Origin of the sequence: Pseudarthrobacter chlorophenolicus, from assembly GCF_000962805.1 — a bacterium.
Lineage (GTDB): Bacteria > Actinomycetota > Actinomycetes > Actinomycetales > Micrococcaceae > Arthrobacter > Arthrobacter chlorophenolicus_A.
This window is the reverse complement of sequence record NZ_JZTW01000003.1, coordinates 55,169-71,233: the sequence shown is the minus strand read 5'-3', so window position 1 is coordinate 71,233 and position 16,065 is coordinate 55,169. Positions and strand designations below refer to the sequence as shown.

General features: G+C 66.1%; 15 protein-coding genes and 1 riboswitch. Of the genes, 12 read left to right on the top strand and 3 right to left on the bottom strand.

What is annotated here, in order from left to right:
* Positions 1–4: 4 nt before the first annotated feature.
* Entirely contained in the window at positions 5–1,672 is a 1,668-nt protein-coding gene (locus UC32_RS04990; RefSeq protein WP_045730153.1) for a PucR family transcriptional regulator, read from the bottom strand.
* A gap of 105 nt (positions 1,673–1,777) precedes the next feature.
* On the opposite strand from UC32_RS04990, the gene UC32_RS04985 reads away from it, so the two are divergent.
* Together UC32_RS04985 and UC32_RS04980 are read left to right on the top strand one after the other, a co-directional pair.
* Entirely contained in the window at positions 1,778–3,280 is a 1,503-nt protein-coding gene (locus tag UC32_RS04985) for an amino acid permease (protein WP_045730152.1), read from the top strand.
* A gap of 69 nt (positions 3,281–3,349) precedes the next feature.
* Positions 3,350–5,080: a flavin monoamine oxidase family protein gene (locus tag UC32_RS04980; protein ID WP_200896317.1), complete on the top strand. Its 1,731-nt coding sequence runs from the start codon at positions 3,350–3,352 to the stop codon at positions 5,078–5,080.
* On the opposite strand, the gene UC32_RS04975 is transcribed toward UC32_RS04980, so the two are convergent.
* Both UC32_RS04975 and purU read right to left on the bottom strand, forming a co-directional pair.
* Entirely contained in the window at positions 5,077–5,595 is a 519-nt protein-coding gene (locus UC32_RS04975; RefSeq protein WP_045730151.1) for a gamma carbonic anhydrase family protein, read from the bottom strand. The genes UC32_RS04980 and UC32_RS04975 overlap by 4 nt on opposite strands.
* A gap of 82 nt (positions 5,596–5,677) precedes the next feature.
* The gene (purU, locus tag UC32_RS04970; RefSeq protein ID WP_045730150.1) at positions 5,678–6,538 is read right to left on the bottom strand and encodes a formyltetrahydrofolate deformylase; all 861 of its coding nucleotides are present in this window, start codon (positions 6,536–6,538) and stop codon (positions 5,678–5,680) included.
* 43 nt (positions 6,539–6,581) lie between these two features.
* Positions 6,582–6,667, top strand: a riboswitch (ZMP/ZTP riboswitch).
* Between the two features lie 145 nt (positions 6,668–6,812).
* On the opposite strand from purU, the gene glyA reads away from it, so the two are divergent.
* From glyA to UC32_RS04920, 10 genes are all read left to right on the top strand, one after another.
* Positions 6,813–8,111: a serine hydroxymethyltransferase gene (gene glyA, locus UC32_RS04965; protein WP_045730149.1), complete on the top strand. Its 1,299-nt coding sequence runs from the start codon at positions 6,813–6,815 to the stop codon at positions 8,109–8,111.
* Positions 8,112–8,114: 3 nt separating this feature from the next.
* Entirely contained in the window at positions 8,115–9,011 is an 897-nt protein-coding gene (locus tag UC32_RS04960) for a bifunctional methylenetetrahydrofolate dehydrogenase/methenyltetrahydrofolate cyclohydrolase (protein ID WP_045730148.1), read from the top strand.
* A gap of 129 nt (positions 9,012–9,140) precedes the next feature.
* Positions 9,141–10,118: an ABC transporter ATP-binding protein gene (locus UC32_RS04955; RefSeq protein ID WP_045730147.1), complete on the top strand. Its 978-nt coding sequence runs from the start codon at positions 9,141–9,143 to the stop codon at positions 10,116–10,118.
* Positions 10,111–10,962, top strand: coding sequence for an ABC transporter permease (locus UC32_RS04950; RefSeq protein ID WP_045730146.1), 852 nt, complete (start codon positions 10,111–10,113; stop codon positions 10,960–10,962). The genes UC32_RS04955 and UC32_RS04950 overlap by 8 nt, the downstream gene beginning before the upstream one ends.
* Positions 10,959–11,804 (top strand): ABC transporter permease, encoded by an 846-nt coding sequence (locus UC32_RS04945; protein WP_045730145.1) that lies wholly within the window; start codon positions 10,959–10,961, stop codon positions 11,802–11,804. Before UC32_RS04950 ends, UC32_RS04945 begins: the two co-directional genes overlap by 4 nt.
* A gap of 131 nt (positions 11,805–11,935) precedes the next feature.
* On the top strand, positions 11,936–12,496 hold the full coding sequence (locus tag UC32_RS04940; RefSeq protein ID WP_045730144.1) for a hypothetical protein: 561 nt from the start codon (positions 11,936–11,938) through the stop codon (positions 12,494–12,496).
* Positions 12,497–12,506: 10 nt separating this feature from the next.
* On the top strand, positions 12,507–13,340 hold the full coding sequence (locus UC32_RS04935; protein WP_045730277.1) for an exodeoxyribonuclease III: 834 nt from the start codon (positions 12,507–12,509) through the stop codon (positions 13,338–13,340).
* A gap of 18 nt (positions 13,341–13,358) precedes the next feature.
* On the top strand, positions 13,359–14,402 hold the full coding sequence (gene trpS, locus UC32_RS04930; protein WP_045730143.1) for a tryptophan--tRNA ligase: 1,044 nt from the start codon (positions 13,359–13,361) through the stop codon (positions 14,400–14,402).
* A 4-nt stretch (positions 14,403–14,406) separates the two neighbouring features.
* Positions 14,407–15,000, top strand: coding sequence for a 2'-5' RNA ligase family protein (locus UC32_RS04925; protein WP_045730142.1), 594 nt, complete (start codon positions 14,407–14,409; stop codon positions 14,998–15,000).
* 37 nt (positions 15,001–15,037) lie between these two features.
* Positions 15,038–16,012 carry a YihY/virulence factor BrkB family protein gene (locus tag UC32_RS04920; RefSeq protein ID WP_200896316.1) on the top strand — a complete coding sequence of 325 codons (975 nt, stop codon included), beginning with the start codon at positions 15,038–15,040 and terminating at the stop codon, positions 16,010–16,012.
* The last annotated feature ends 53 nt before the right edge of the window (positions 16,013–16,065 follow it).

The window sequence follows — 16,065 nt, the reverse complement described above, 5'->3', positions numbered from 1 at the left end:
GCTCTCAGGAGCCAGGCGGGCTTACGGAGTCCACGAACTGGAGGGCAATCCACAGTTCGGCCCGGACAGAGGCTTGGCCAAAATCCATGTCCAGCAGCGCAGCCAGGGCATTGACCTGGCGCCGGACACTGTTGCGGTGCAGCCCCAGGTCCTTCGCGGTTGCGTCCCAGTTTCCGTTCGCTCCCAGCCAAGAGCGCAGCAGGCCCAGCTGGCTGTCCCTGCGCTCCGGCTCCAACGCCATGACCGGTGCCAGGAGCCGGCTGGCAAGCATGCCGCCGGCCCCGCCGCCGAGCAACCCCGCCACCGTCCACGCCTGCTCCTCTTCCCGCACCGTCCGGCCGGTGGCAGCGACGCGGGGACGCAGGGCGCTTGCGTTACGGTACGCGGACGGGAGGCCGGGGAGCTCGGCTGTTCCGCCAACCACCAGGCCCCAGCCCAGTTGCTCCACCTCGGCCACTAACGGCTCGTCCACCTTCAGCCGGGTGATGGCAGCGAAGCCATAGTCGGTGAGTTCCACCAGCTTCGTGTCGAAAAGCCGCCGCCACTGAAGCAGCTCCCGGACGGGCCCGTCAGCCGCAGCGCCCTCCAGCCGGACGCCCTGGACCACCCTGAGGGGGCCGGTCCGGGTACCTGAGACGCTTTGGGCGAGCAGGTCCCGGACGCTGTTGAGCTGCCGGGTGCTGCCGCCGGCGAGGCTCTCCGGGTGCAGCAACACCGCCGTAGCCAGCTGGCTGGGCGCCAGTGAACCGCTGGTCCGCTGCCGGACAAGAAGCTCCAGGAGTCCCACCACTGAGGAAACCACGCTGTTTTGTGCAGGCGTAAGCGGCTTGGCGGTGCCGAGGACCAGCCCGCCGAGGGTAGCGTCCTTGCTGCTGCGGAGCGGGTGCCCCACGGCCAGCACCTGGCCATGCCCAGGCAGCGCCTCGGTTTCCACCCTCGGTCCACTGCCGGTAAGCAGCTTTTTGACCAGGGGTTGCATGGTGGAAAGTTCGACGACGGCTCCTGCCTTGGCGCGGACCTTTCCGTCCGGCCCGAACAGGGCTGCCCATACGGGGACCTTTTGCGTCAGGGCCGCCAGCAGTTCGTGCTCCGGGCGCGCCGAGAGTACGGCCCTCATGAGGTGGCGGTTCGTTTCGGCCAGCTGGCGGAACGCAAGGGCGTTGCCCGATTCCAGCAGCTTGGAGAACTCCAGTCCAAGCGCAGCAAAGGGGATGCTGGCCGGGACTTCCACCAGCGTCAGGCCGCGGCGCCGGCACGCGGCGGCCACCTCGCCGGGTACGGCATCGTAGTACGGCTCCAGCCCGAATCCGAGGGCCGCCACACCCGCAGCCACCAGCCGGGCAACGTACTCATCAGCCAGCTCCGGATCCACAGTTCCCGGCGCCTGCGGACGGGAGCCATCCTGCCGCCCCGGACCGCCGTGGCCGCTTCCCGCCTCCGGTTGCAGGAAGGGCAGCCCCGCGGTGAGGACGAACTCTCCGTCCAGGAGGTACGGAGTAGGATCACCAAGCTCACTTGGCTCCACCCAGCGGAGGGGCGCACCGCCGTTGCCGGCATCGTGGAGCACCGTGACACCGGCCGGCAGCCTTCCCAGGAATCGCCCCAGGGTTACCGCGTCCTGCTCTGGAACGGCGGCGGGCCTCTCACCGGAAATTGGTGCAATATGTCTCATGGGCTTTTACTATAGGTCACTTTGCACCCCATTGAGATGCCGCTCACACCCCTACGCTGGGGTGGGGAATCCAACCATCCACCGACCCACGAACGGACGTCAACGATGACTGTGCCCACACTTCCAGGCCAGGCGACCGACCGCACGGACGGCCGCCCCAAGCTCGGCACTCAACTGCTCCGCCGCAAGCCCCTCGCACTGATGGTGGCTGAAGCCGACGCCGGAACCGGCGGACCCCGGCTGGTGCGGAGCTTCGGCGTGCTGCAACTGACCATGATCTCCGTCGGCGCCACCCTCGGTACCGGCATCCTGGTGATCCTGGGCGAGTCCGTTCCCTTGGCCGGCCCGGCAATCTGGATCTCGTTTGCGATTGCGGGCCTCGCCGCCCTGCTGTCCGCCGTCTCCTACGCGGAAATGGCCGGGCTGGTGCCGGTTGCCGGCTCCAGCTACTCGTACACCTACGCCACCATGGGCGAGGGCATGGCGTGGATCTGCGGATGGTGCCTGGTACTTGAATATGCGGTCTCGGTGGCCGCCGTCGCCGTGGGCGCCGGACAGTACGTCAACGAGGCGCTGGCAGTCTTCGGGTCAGTCCTGCCCGACGCGCTCTCACAGCCCCCGGGCGATGGCGGCATGGTTAACGTTCCGGCGGTGGTGATCGTCCTCCTCGCCACGGTCCTGCTGGTCCGCGGCGCAAAGGAAAGCGCCTGGATCAATACCGCCATCGTGGCGGTGAAGGTTGGCATCCTGCTGTTCTTCTGCGCTGTGGCCTTCACTGCTTTCAATGCCGGCAACTTCGATCCGCTCCTGCCCATGGGGGCAGCGGGCGTCTCCGCGGCGGCGTCCCGGGTGTTCTTCTCCTATATAGGCTTTGACGCCGCGTCCACCGCCGGGGAGGAAGCGCGCAATCCCAAGCGTGACCTGCCCCGGGCCATCATGCTCTCCATGCTCATCGTCACCTCCATCTACGTCCTGGTCGCCGTGGCAGCCATCGGCGCCCGGCCGTGGGGATGGTTCGACGGCACGGAGGCGGCCCTGGTGAAGATCCTCGAAGAAACCACCGGGCAGCCGTGGATCGCCCTGGTCTTCGCCGTCGGGGCCGTCATGGCCATCGCCAGCATCGTCCTGACGGTCCTGTACGGTCAGACCCGTATCCTGCTCTCGATGTCACGCGACGGCCTGGTGCCGCAGGTTTTCAGCCGCGTCTCCCGCCGGACCGGGACCCCCGCTGCCGGAACCCTGATCGTCGGCACCGCCGTCGCGCTCACCGCCGGCCTGGTGCCCCTGGGTGCCCTCGCCGACGCCACCAGCATCGGCACCCTCTTCGCCTTCGCCCTGGTGAACGTGGCGGTCATCTACCTGCGCCGTGCCCGGCCCGAGCTCGAACGTACCTTCAGGGTGCCGTTCTTCCCCGTGACCCCGATCCTCGGCGCCATCATGTGCATCTACCTGATGGCCAACCTCGGCGCTGACACGTGGATCACCTTTGGGGCCTGGATGCTCGTGGGGGTTGCTGCTTACTTCGGCTATGGCCGCCGGAACTCCAAAGTGGCGGCCCTCGGCGGCAGCGAACACCTGGACGTTCCAGCCGTGAACCACCAGTCTTGAGCCACTGTTTCCGGTGAAAGCCCCGACACATCCAAACCAGCACGCAGCAACCCTGAAGGCAGATATCCAATGACCACCGCTACCGAGCTTCCCGCCTCCGATCCGTCCAGCACCGCAACGCTGACGGAGCACACCCCCCGGCATCCGGAGGAGCTGGCACCCATCACCATGCTCAACCCGGACTTCCCGTTCAGCTACGACCATTACCTGGCGCACCCCGGTGGGCTGGGCTCGGTTCCGGATGAACTGCTGGGCACCGAAGTCGCGGTCATCGGTGCCGGGCTGTCCGGCCTGGTTACCGCCTACGAGCTAATGAAGCTCGGGCTGCGGCCGGTGGTCTACGAAGCGGACCAGATCGGCGGCAGGCTGCGCACCGCGGCCTTCCCCGCTGCGCCGGGCGTTGTGGCGGACCTGGGTGGCATGCGTTTCCCCGTCTCCGGCAAGGCGTTCTACCACTACGTGGACCTGCTCGGGCTGGAAACGCAGGACTTTCCCAATCCGCTGGCCGACGCAACCTCCAGCACGGTGATCGAACTCGCCGGCAAGAAGCACTACGCGGAAAAGCCGGGCGACTTGCCCCCGTTCTTCCGCGAAGTCGCGGACGCCTGGAAGGCAGCCGTCAACGACGGCGCTAAGTTCGGTGAGATGCAGGATGCCATCCGCCGGCGTGACACTGCCCGGATCAAGGAACTCTGGAACGAACTGCTCCCGCTGATGGACGAACAGACGTTCTACGGCTTCATCGCTGCCAGCGACTCCTTCAAGGCGGCAGGCTTCGCGCACCGGGAGGCTTTCGGCCAGGTGGGCTTCGGCACCGGCGGCTGGGATACGGACTTCCCCAACTCCATCCTGGAAATCCTGCGCGTGGTCTACACGGACGCGGATGATCAGCACCGCTTCATCCGCGGGGGAGCGCAGCGGCTGCCCGAGGCACTCTGGCAGCACGCGCCGTCGGACCTGGTGCACTGGCCTGCCGGCACGTCCCTGGCGTCGCTGCACTCCGGCTCGCCCCGCGGCGCCGTGGGAAAGATCAGCCGGGGCCCGGACGGGAACCTGATGGTGCGAGAACGCTGGGGACGGGAAGCCAGTTACCCTGCCGTGGTGACCACGTGCCAGTCGTGGCTGCTGTCCACCCGGATCCACACCGAGGAGGCCCTGTTCCCGGCGGAGCTGTGGACGGCCATCGAACGCTCCCACTACATGCAGTCCTCCAAGACGTTCGTCATGGTGGACCGGCCGTTCTGGAAGGACATCGACCCCGAAACGGGGAACGAGGTCCTGTCCATGACGCTGACGGACCGGCTGAACCGGGCCACGTACCTGCTGGATAACGGCCCGGACCAGCCCGCCGTCATCCTGCTCTCCTACACCTGGAACGACGACGCGCTGAAGTGGCTCGCCCTCGATGCTGATGAGCGGGTGGAGCTAATGCTGCACTCGCTGGAGCAGATCTACCCGGGCGTGGACATCGCCGGGCACATCGTGGGCCAGCCCATCACCGTGTCCTGGGAAGCCGACCCCAACTTCATGGGCGCGTTCAAGGCCAACCTGCCCGGCCAGTACCGCTACCAGCAGCGGCTCTTCACGCACTTCAAGCAGGACACGTTGCCCGAATCCCAGCGCGGCATCTTCCTGGCGGGCGACGACGTTTCGTTCACCGCGGGCTGGGCTGAAGGCGCCGTCACCACCGGCCTGAACGCGGTGTGGGGTGTCGTCAACCACCTGGGTGGAGGTTCTGCAAAGGGCAACCCGGGTCCGGGCGACCTGCTGGATGAACTGGGTCCGATTAGCCTCGACTAGTGATGGAGCTCGCGGTGTTTCGCCGCGAGCTCCACATACCGCGACGCGTTGGCGCGGACGCCGTCGAACTCTTCCTCCGTCAGTTCACGGCGCACCTTGGCGGGCACCCCGGCCACTAGCGAGCGGGGTGGAACCACTGTTCCTTCCAGCACTACGGCGCCGGCGGCCACCAGCGAACCGGTGCCGATCACCGCGCCGTTCAGGACGGTGGCGCCCATCCCGATGAGGCAGTCGTCCTCCACGGTGCAGCCGTGCACGACGGCGGCGTGCCCCACGCTGACCCGTTCGCCCACCGTGCAGGGGAAGCCGGGGTCCGCGTGCAGCACCACGTTGTCCTGCAGGTTGCTGCCGGCGCCCACTGTAATGGCGGCAGTATCCGCCCGGACCGAGACGCCGTAGAACGCGCTGGATTCTTCAGCCAGGGTGGCGTTGCCGATGATGGACGCCGAGGGGGCAATGAACGCTGATTCGTGTACGGCGGGGGAGTGACCGCCGAAGGGGTATAGGGGTGCCATGGCTTCACCCTAAGCCACTCCCGCACCCAACTGAGTAGCAGCAGATGTCGTTTTGGGACCCCAAAACGACATCTGCTGCTACCTAGTTGAAGACCACTGTCCGGTTGCCGTCCAGCAGGACCCGGTGTTCGGCGTGCCACTGCACGGCCTGGACCAGGGTGCGGCCTTCGACGTCGCGGCCCATCTGTACGAACTGCTCCGGGGTGCGGGCGTGGTCCACCCGGATGACTTCCTGCTCGATGATGGGGCCCTCGTCCAGGGCAGCGGTGACGTAGTGGGCGGTGGCGCCGATCAGCTTCACGCCGCGGGCGTGCGCCTGGTGGTACGGCTTGGCGCCCTTGAAGGACGGCAGGAACGAGTGGTGGATGTTGATGGCCTTGCCGGTGAGGTCGGTGCACAGCTCATCAGAAAGGATCTGCATGTAACGGGCCAGGACGGTCAGCTCGATATCGTGCTCGGCAATCAGGGCGCGCAGCTTGTCCTCGGCCTGTTCCTTCGTGTCTTTCGTCACGGGGATGTAGTGGAACGGCACGCCGTAGAACTCGGCCAGCCCGGCCAGGTCCCGGTGGTTGGAGACGATGGCGGGAATCTCGATGGGGAGCGTGCCGGAGCGCTGCTGGAACAGCAGGTCGTTGAGGCAGTGGGCTGACGTGCTGGCCATGATCAGGGTCCGGACCTTGTCGCCCACGGTATTGAGGCTCCATTGCATGGAGAAGGCCGCTGCCACCGGCTCCAAGGCTGCCCGCAGTTCGGAGGCAGGGGCAGCGGTGGTGACCTCCACCCGCATGAAGAAGTTGCCAGTGGCCGGGCTGCCGTACTGCTGCGAATCCATGATGTTGCTTCCCGCCACCAGCAGGGCGCCGGCCACTGCGTGGACGATTCCGGGGCGGTCCGGACAGGACAGGGTAAGTACGTAGGCTTGGTTCAGCTGGTCTTCATTCACGCGTAACAGCCTACCCGCGCGGCAGCTGCCGGTTTTGATAGGCTGGAAGCGTCGCAACTGGCGTTGGGTGGCTAACCACCAGGGAGCGGCAATCACGAAGACCACGGATCGTACGCCTGGGCCGAGGGTCATGTTTTGCCGGAATTGGGGCTGCCCCTGCGTCAGTGCAGCAGCACCATGCCGGGCTTCCACGCCTGTCATCAACGCGGTGCGGAAGCGCGCCAGCCGGTAGCCTGACCTTAGCAGTGCCCGTTTCCCTAGCCAGGAGTTTTTCGTGACTACTACAGCCACCTCAACCACAGCAGTGAGCAACCAGCCACTGGCTGAGCTCGACCCCGAAATCGCGGCAGTCCTCAACCAGGAACTCGGCCGCCAGCGCGGCACCCTGGAAATGATTGCTTCCGAGAACTTCGCTCCCCGCGCCGTGATGGAGGCCCAGGGCTCGGTCCTGACCAACAAGTACGCCGAGGGCTACCCGGGCCGCCGCTACTACGGCGGCTGCGAATACGTTGACGTTGCGGAGCAGCTGGCCATCGACCGGGTCAAGGCCCTGTTCGGCGCCGAGTTCGCCAACGTCCAGCCGCACTCCGGCGCGCAGGCCAACGCCGCGGCACTCTCCGCCATGATCACCCCCGGCGACAAGATCCTGGGCCTGTCGCTGGCCCACGGCGGCCACCTGACCCACGGCATGAAGCTGAACTTCTCCGGCAAGCTGTACAACGTGGCTGCCTACCAGGTGGAGGAAGACAACTTCCGCATCGACATGGACAAGCTCCGCGAGCAGGCCATCGCCGAGAAGCCCCAGGTCATCATCGCCGGCTGGTCCGCCTACCCGCGCCACCTGGACTTCGCCGCCTTCCGCTCGATCGCCGATGAAGTGGGCGCGCTCCTCTGGACCGACATGGCACACTTCGCCGGCCTGGTGGCAGCCGGCCTGCACCCGAGCCCGGTGCCGCACTCCGACGTCGTCACCTCCACCGTGCACAAGACCCTCGCCGGTCCGCGCTCGGGTGTGATCCTTGCCAAGGAGCAGTGGGGCAAGAAGCTGAACTCCAGCGTCTTCCCCGGCCAGCAGGGCGGCCCGCTGATGCACGTCATCGCCGCCAAGGCCGTGGCCTTCAAGGTCGCCGGCGGCCAGGAATTCAAGGAGCGCCAGGAGCGCGTCCTGGAAGGCGCCAGGATCATCGCCGACCGCCTGAACCAGGCCGATGTCGCCGAAGCCGGCGTCTCCGTCCTGACCGGCGGCACCGATGTGCACCTGGTCCTGGTTGACCTGCGCAACTCGCAGCTGGACGGCCAGCAGGCGGAGGACCTCCTGCACTCCGTGGGCATCACCGTGAACCGCAACGCCGTTCCGTTCGACCCCCGCCCGCCGATGGTCACCTCCGGCCTGCGCATCGGTACCCCGGCCCTGGCCACCCGCGGATTCGGCGCCGCCGAATTCACCGAGGTTGCCGAGATCATCGCCACCGCCCTCAAGGCGGGCACCGGCACCGATGTTGAAGCCCTTCAGTCCCGCGTCGACAAGCTCGCCGCCGACTTCCCGCTCTACCCCCAGCACGAGCAGTGGTAACCAATGACTGAAACCACCACCGCACAGATCCTCGACGGCAAGGCTACCGCCGCTGCCATCAAGACCGAGCTGACCGAACGCGTGGCCGCACTCAAGGCCAAGGGCGTCACCCCCGGCATCGCAACTGTGCTTGTAGGCGCGGACCCCGCGTCGCAGCTGTACGTCTCCATGAAGCACAAGCAGTCCGTGCAGATCGGGATGAACTCCATCCAGCGCGAGCTTCCGGCTGACGCTACCCAGGCCGACGTCGAGGCCCTCATTGACGAACTCAATGCGGACCCTGCCTGCCACGGGTACATCGTCCAGCTGCCGTTGCCCAAGCACCTGAACACGGACGCCATCCTGGAGCGGATCGATCCCGCCAAGGACGCCGACGGGCTCCACCCGACCAACCTCGGCCGCCTGGTGCTCAACGTCAACGGAGAGATCACCACTCCGCTGCCGTGCACGCCCCGCGGCGTCATCGAGCTCCTGGAACGCAACGGGTACAGCCTTTCCGGCAAGCACGTGGTGGTGGTTGGCCGCGGCGTCACGATTGGCCGGTCCATCGGCCTGCTGCTCACCAGGCGGGCTGTCAACGCCACGGTAACGCTGACGCACACCGGCACCAAGAACCTGCCGGAGCTGCTCAAGCAGGCGGACGTCATTGTGGGCGCCGCGGGCGTCAAGCACATCGTCAAGGCCGCGGACGTCAAGCCGGGCGCGGCCCTGCTGGACGTGGGAGTGACCCGGGAAACCGATCCGGAGACCGGCAAGAGCCGTGTCCACGGCGACATCGAACCCGCCGCCGCCGAGGTGGCCGGCTGGATCTCACCGAACCCCGGCGGCGTTGGCCCCATGACCGTGGCGCTGCTGATGACCAACGTGGTCGAAGCCGCGGAACGCTCGGTCCAGGGCTAGCCACGAAAAACGCTCGCACGACGGCGGCGCGTTACCTTTCAAGCGAAAGGTACCGCGCCGCCGTCGGCCGTTAACCCCAAACTGCAAGTGCCCTTCCACATCCCCGGCGCCTCAACTAGTGTGCGGAGGGTGCACAACGAAGCCTTCCTGCCGTCCGGCACCCGGTCCGGCAGCCCGCCGTCGCGCCCCATCGTCATCGCCGCGGAAGACCTGACCAAGAAGTACGGCGATCTCGCGGCCGTCAACGGCATTTCCTTCTCGGTGCCCGCGGGGGAGTCCTTCGGCCTGCTGGGACCCAACGGCGCCGGTAAATCGACCGCGATGAAAATGATCGGCGGGGTCACCCGGCGTACCTCCGGCACCCTGGACATCATGGGCCTGGACCCGGATACGCACGGCCCGGAGGTACGCGCGCACCTGGGCGTGGTCCCGCAGCAGGACAACCTGGACGAGGAACTGAGGGTCAGGGACAACCTCCTGGTCTACGGCCGCTACTTCGGCCTGCCCATGAGCTACCTGAAACCCAAGGCCGATGAGCTGCTGGAATTCGCGCAGCTGACCGACAAAGCCAAATCCAAGGTGGACGCCCTGTCCGGCGGCATGAAGCGGCGCCTGACCATCGCCCGGTCCCTCATCAACGAACCCCGCATCCTTCTCCTGGACGAGCCCACCACCGGGCTTGATCCGCAGGCACGGCACATCCTGTGGGACCGGCTGTTCCGGCTTAAGGAACAGGGCGTCACGCTGATCCTCACCACCCACTACATGGACGAGGCCGAGCAGCTGTGCGACAGGCTGATTGTGGTGGACAAGGGGCGGATCATGGCCGAGGGGTCACCGGCGCGGCTGATCCGCGAGCATTCCACCCGGGAGGTGGTGGAGCTGCGCTTCGGCTCCGAACGGAACACCACCATCGCCACGGAGCTGGACGGCATCGGCGAACGCCTCGAGGTGCTGCCGGACCGGGTGCTGATTTACGCGGACGACGGCGAGGCCGCCCTTGAGCAGGTTGTTTACCGCGGTTTGCGGCCGTTGACCTCGCTGGTCCGGCGGTCCTCGCTGGAGGACGTTTTCCTCCGGCTGACCGGACGGAGCCTCGTTGACTGACGCACGCGGCGTACCACCGCGTGCCCTGCAGGCACACGGACCGGAGATTGCCGCTGCCCGCGCGCGCCGCTGGGGTGCCTTCTACTACGCGGAGCAGGTGCTGCGCGTGATGAAGGGGTACAGCTGGTCCATCGTGATGTACAGCGTGGGCCAGCCCGTGGCCTACCTGTTCGCCATGGGCGTGGGGCTGGCAACCCTGGTGGACGGCCAGGGCGGCTCAGCCTTCGGTGGAGTCAGCTACCTCGCGTTCATCGCCCCGGCACTTCTGGTATCCGCCGGTGTGATGACCGCAGCCAACGAGTTCACCTTCCCGGTGATGGACGGGTTCAAGTGGCGCCGCACCTATTATGGCCCGCACGCGTCGCCGCTGACCCCCGGGCAGATCGCAGCCGGCCATATCATGGCCGTCACGCTGCGCCTGCTGCTCCAGTCCGCCATTTACTTCCTCGCCGTGGCCCTCTTCGGCGCTTCGCCGTCAGGATGGGGCTGGGCAGCCATTTTGGTGGCCACCCTGACAGGGCTTTCATTCGGCCTGCCGCTGATGGCCTATTCCGCCTCCATCACCGAGGACAAAGGCCAGTTCGCCCTGGTGATGCGGTTCATTGTGATGCCGCTGTTCCTGTTCTCGGGAACCTTCTTTCCCCTCGACACCCTTCCGCTGGCCGTGCGCTGGATCGGCTGGATCTCGCCCATCTGGCACGGCACCGAGCTGGGACGGGTCCTCAGCTACGGATACCAGGAGCCGCCGCTGCTGACGCTCCTGCACCTTGCCGTCCTCGTTGGCCTGGCAGCGCTGGGCTGGACCCTGACCCGCCGCCGCTTCGCCCTGAGGATGGGTCAGTGAGTACCCGCGTAGACCCGGGCGGCCCGGCGGACGCTGCTTCTGCGGCAGCCCGGGACCGGACCTTCGGCCCGCTCTACTCGCGCAACGCCAGGGCCGTCATCGCCCGGGGGCTGATGGCCACCAAGAGCACCAACTGGCTGGTCATGCTGTCCGGATTCTTCGAGCCGGTGCTCTTCCTCATCTCCATGGGCGTGGGGCTGGGGGCTATCGTCGGAGCCGTTGAAGGTCCCGATGGCACCACCATCAGCTACGCGGCCTACATCGCCCCGGCACTGCTGGCAGTCTCCGCGATGAACGGCGCGGTGTACGACTCCACGTGGAACGTGTTCTTCAAGATGAACTTCGCCAAGCTGTACCAGGGCATGCTGTACACGTCGCTGGGGCCGCTGGACGTTGCCCTCGGCGAGATTTTCCTGGCCCTCCTGCGCGGCATGCTTTACGCAACCGGCTTCACCGCCGTGATGGGAATGATGGGGCTGATCACCTCGCCCTGGGCCTTGCTGATGATCCCGGCCTCGGTGCTCATTGCGTTTGGCTTCGCGAGCCTGGGCATGGGAATCACCAGCTTCCTGAAGACCTTCCAGCAGATGGACTGGATCAACTTCATCCTGTTGCCGATGTTCCTGTTCAGCGCCACGTTCTACCCGCTGAGCGTTTACCCGGAACCCATCCAGTGGTTTATCCAGGCCATGCCGCTGTGGCATGGCGTGGAGCTGCTGCGCCAAATCAGCGTCGGCGTCTTCACAGGCGCTACTGCGGTCCACATCGGTTATTACCTGGTGATGACAGCCGCGGGCATGCTCTTGACCACCCTCCGCCTGCGGTCCCTGTTCCTCAAGTAGCCCCCATCCCAACCAGGTAGCAGCAGATGTCGATTACAGCCGCCTAAACAACATCTGCTGCTACCTGGTTGGGTGTTCGCCCGGGGTGGAAGGCGGCGGGAGCATACCGCGCCATTTGAGAGAATGGGTTCATGCAATCTCTGGGCAACCCCAATTCAGCTCCCCATGCCGCCAAGGGCGGCTTCTCGATGTTCCGCATCAGCGGACCCGGACTGATGGTCCTGGTGACCGCGTTCATCGTTGCCGTGATCTTCGCGGCCAACCAGAACGACGTCGTGGGCTGGGTTGTTGCCGTTATCGCCGCCTTCTGGCTTGCCCTCGCCTGCTTCGTTGTCTTCAGCATCCAGCGGGCGGCGAAGAAGGCCGGGGCGAAGCTCAACGAGGCCCAGAATGCCTTCGCTGCCGCAGCCGGCCGGGGACCGATGCAGTCAGCTGCTGATCATGGCGGAACCACTGTGGTGTCCGAACGCAGCCAGGCAGATGAGGTTCGCGACCTGAAGCTGGACCACTCCTTCAAGATTGTCCAGGTGCAGATCCGCGTTGTGGAGGACGAGCGCGCCAAGGGTGCAGCTGCCAACCAGGACACCATCAACCGGGCCCTTGAGACGATTGAAATCACGGCAACCAACGCCCGGGACATGATCAAATCCTCCGGCAACGGCGAGCCCGTGGCCGGAACCATCATCGACTAGAGTGGAACGGGTGAGCTCGGCATTGAAGAAGGACCACCTCCGCATCGCATCCGTCAACGTTAACGGTTTGCGGGCTGCCTACAAGAACGGCATGGCCGCCTGGCTGGAGCCGCGTGACGTGGACATCCTTTGCCTCCAGGAAGTCCGTGCGCCCGATGCCATTGTCCGGCAGCTGCTGGGCGAAGGCTGGCACATCCATCACGCCGAAGCGGAGGCAAAGGGCCGCGCCGGCGTGGCCATCGCCTCCCGCGAAGAGCCCATCGCCACCCGCAACGGGATCGGCGATGACTACTTTGCAACCGCCGGCCGGTGGGTCGAAGCCGACTTCCGCGTCACCGATGCATCGGGGGAGCGCGTGCAGCTCACCGTTGCCAGCGCCTACGTGCACTCCGGCGAGGTGGACACCCCCAAGCAGGACGACAAGTACCGCTTCCTGGACGCCATGAGCACGCGGCTTCCGGAGCTGTCCAAGCACAGCGACCATGCCCTCGTGGTGGGTGACCTCAACGTGGCCCACACGCCCCTGGACATCCGGAACTGGAAGGGAAACCTCAAGAAGGCCGGATTCCTGCCGGACGAACGCGCTTACTTTGACCGGTTCCTGGGCGAGGAGATCGGCTGGCACGACGTCCACCGGACCATGTCCGGCGAGATGGACGGGCCGTACACCTGGTGGTCCTGGCGGGGCAAGGCCTTCGACAACGACGCCGGCTGGCGCATCGACTACCACCTGGCAACGCCGGCGCTGGCAGCCTCGGCAACGTCCGCCGTCGTGGACCGCGCTGCCACGTACGATACCCGCTTCTCCGACCATGCCCCGCTGGTAGTGGACTACCAGCTCTAAGCCCTGAAAGTTTCACGCATGACACTCCAGCCCACCCCGGCCGCCAAGAAGCGCATCCTCTCCGGTGCCAAGCCCACCGCCGATTCCCTGCACCTGGGCAACTACATCGGAGCCGTCCGCAACTGGGTGGACATGCAGGCCGAGTACGACGCCGTGTTCTTCATCCCTGACCTGCATGCCATCACCGTGGACTTCGACCCCTCGGAGCTTGCCAAGCGCACGCGGATCGTGGCCGCGCAGTACATCGCGGCCGGAATCGACCCGGACAAGAGCATCTTCTTCGTCCAGTCGCACGTGCCCGAGCACGCCCAGCTGGCCTGGGCGCTGAACTGCATCACCGGCTTCGGCGAGGCCTCCCGGATGACCCAGTTCAAGGACAAGACCCAGAAGTCCGGCGCGGACACCGCCACCCTGGGGCTTTTCGCCTACCCCACGCTGATGGCCGCGGACATACTCCTGTACCAGACGGACCTGGTGCCCGTGGGTGAAGACCAGCGGCAGCACCTCGAGCTCACCCGCAACCTCGCCCAGCGGTTCAACACAAAGTTCGGCGCCACGTTCACCGTCCCTGAGGCCACCATCCTCAAGGAAAGCGCCAAGATCTACGATCTCCAGAACCCCAGCGCCAAGATGTCCAAAACCGGGGAGTCGCCCAACGGCGCTATCCAGCTGTTGGAGGACCCCAAGATTGCCGCCAAGCGCATCAAGTCCGCCGTGACTGATGCCGGCACGGAGATCAGGTTCGACCCCGAGGAGAAGCCCGGCGTCTCCAACCTGCTCACCATCTACTCATCCCTGACGGGCAAGCCGGTTGCGGATCTTGAGGCCGAGTACGAGGGCAAAATGTATGGCCACCTCAAGGTGGACCTTGCTGAAGTTGTGGTGGACTTCGTTACCCCGCTGCGTAATCGGACCAATGAGCTGATGGCAGATCCTGCGGAGCTGGACCGGCTGCTGGCCCTCGGTGCCGAGCGGGCGCGCGAGATCGCCTCCGTAACGATGGCCCAGGTCTACGAGCGCATGGGCTTCCTGCCGTCCCACAGCCTCGCAGGAGTCCGCTAGCACCATGTCTTCCAGCGTCGGCGTCATCCTCGGGTTCCCGCCTGACATCGCAGCAGAGCTCCAGCAATGGCGTGCGTCCTTCGGCGATCCGCTGGCCGGCGTGGTGCCGGCGCACATCACGCTGGTGACCACCACTCCCACCCATGATTGGGAGGCCACCCTGGCCCACGTTCGGGACGTGGCCCGCCGGCAAAGCCCCTTCATGGTCACCATCGCCGGGACCGGATCCTTCCGCCCCGTTTCACCGGTGGTGTTCATTAAGGTCGAGGATGGTTTCGAAGAATGCGTCGAGCTGCACGAAAAGCTCCAGCAGGGTCCGCTGCAGCGTGACCTGCCCTTCGCTTTCCACCCGCACGTCACCATCGCCCACGACGTCAGCCCGGAAAGCCTCGACGAGGCGGAAACGGTGCTGAAAGACTACAAGGCCACCTTCCCCGTGGTTAGCATGGGACTCTACGAGCATGATGCAGACGGCATCTGGCAGCTACGGGAAGAGCTGGACTTTGGGACCGAAACTGACAACGACGCCGGCACCCGATTCGCGGACGGTGCTGCGGAAGCGGCATCCCGAACCGGCGGGGCAGCCTCTTCCCACTGAGCGTGCCCAACTGCAGCTGGCCGTCAGCCAAAAGCGGATGGACTGGAGCAAGGCTCGGCGGTCCGGCGGCGGGGGCATCAAGTCCCTCCTGGCCATGGTCCAGTGGCTGCTTGCCCGGCTGAACGCCTTCCGCCCCATGCGCGCGTTCCGGCACTACAGCCTCCAGCACGGTCCGCTGATGAGCGCCGGTATTGGCTTCAACATGTTTTTCTCCATCACCGGCCTGCTGGCCACCGGGTTCTCCGTTGCCGGGTTGGTTCTGCGTGGACAGCCGGCGCTGCTGGACAGCATCGTCAGCAGTGTGGCCGCAAGCGCCCCGGGCCTGTTGAAGGTGGACGGCGGAACGGGCCTGGTGGACCCCCAGGACCTCCTCAATCCGCAGGGCCTGGGACTCACTGCCATCATCGCCGCCATCGTCACCATCATCACTTCCCTGGGCTGGATCAACGGGCTCAGGGACGGCCTGCGGGGCGTCATGGAACTGCCGCCCCTGGTGGTCAACCCCGTGGTCCTCAAGCTGCGGGACGCGGGCACCCTGCTCCTCCTCGGGGTAGCCCTCGTCATCAGCGCCGGTGCGTCGCTGATTTTCGGGACGGCAGCAGGCTGGGTATCTGACGTCCTGAATCTTAACGATGCTGTGGCGGGCCCGTTAACGACGCTCATCAAAATCGCCGTTCCGCTGGTCCTGAGCTGGGTGACAGCCCTCATCATGTTCCGGCTGGCCGGTGGGCTCAAGCTGTCCCGCCGGGCGCTCCTGGAAGGCACCATCCTGGCCGCCATCGGCACCACGGTGCTGCAGATTTTCAGCACTGAGCTGCTGGGCGGTGCCGGGCGCAATCCGCTCCTGGCGCCGTTTGCCATCATCATCGGGCTGCTGATCTGGTTCAACTTCGTCAGCCAGGTCTACCTCGTCTCGGCAGGCTGGGCGGCTGTCCGCGAAGCCGACCTGGCGGCGGGGGACAAGCCACGCAAATCGATCCTCGGCGCCCGCCACACCATTCCCCAGACCTGAGCAGCCTGCGCCCGGTGCCCACTGGATTCGGCAGGGCCTGTTGGCGGCCTATC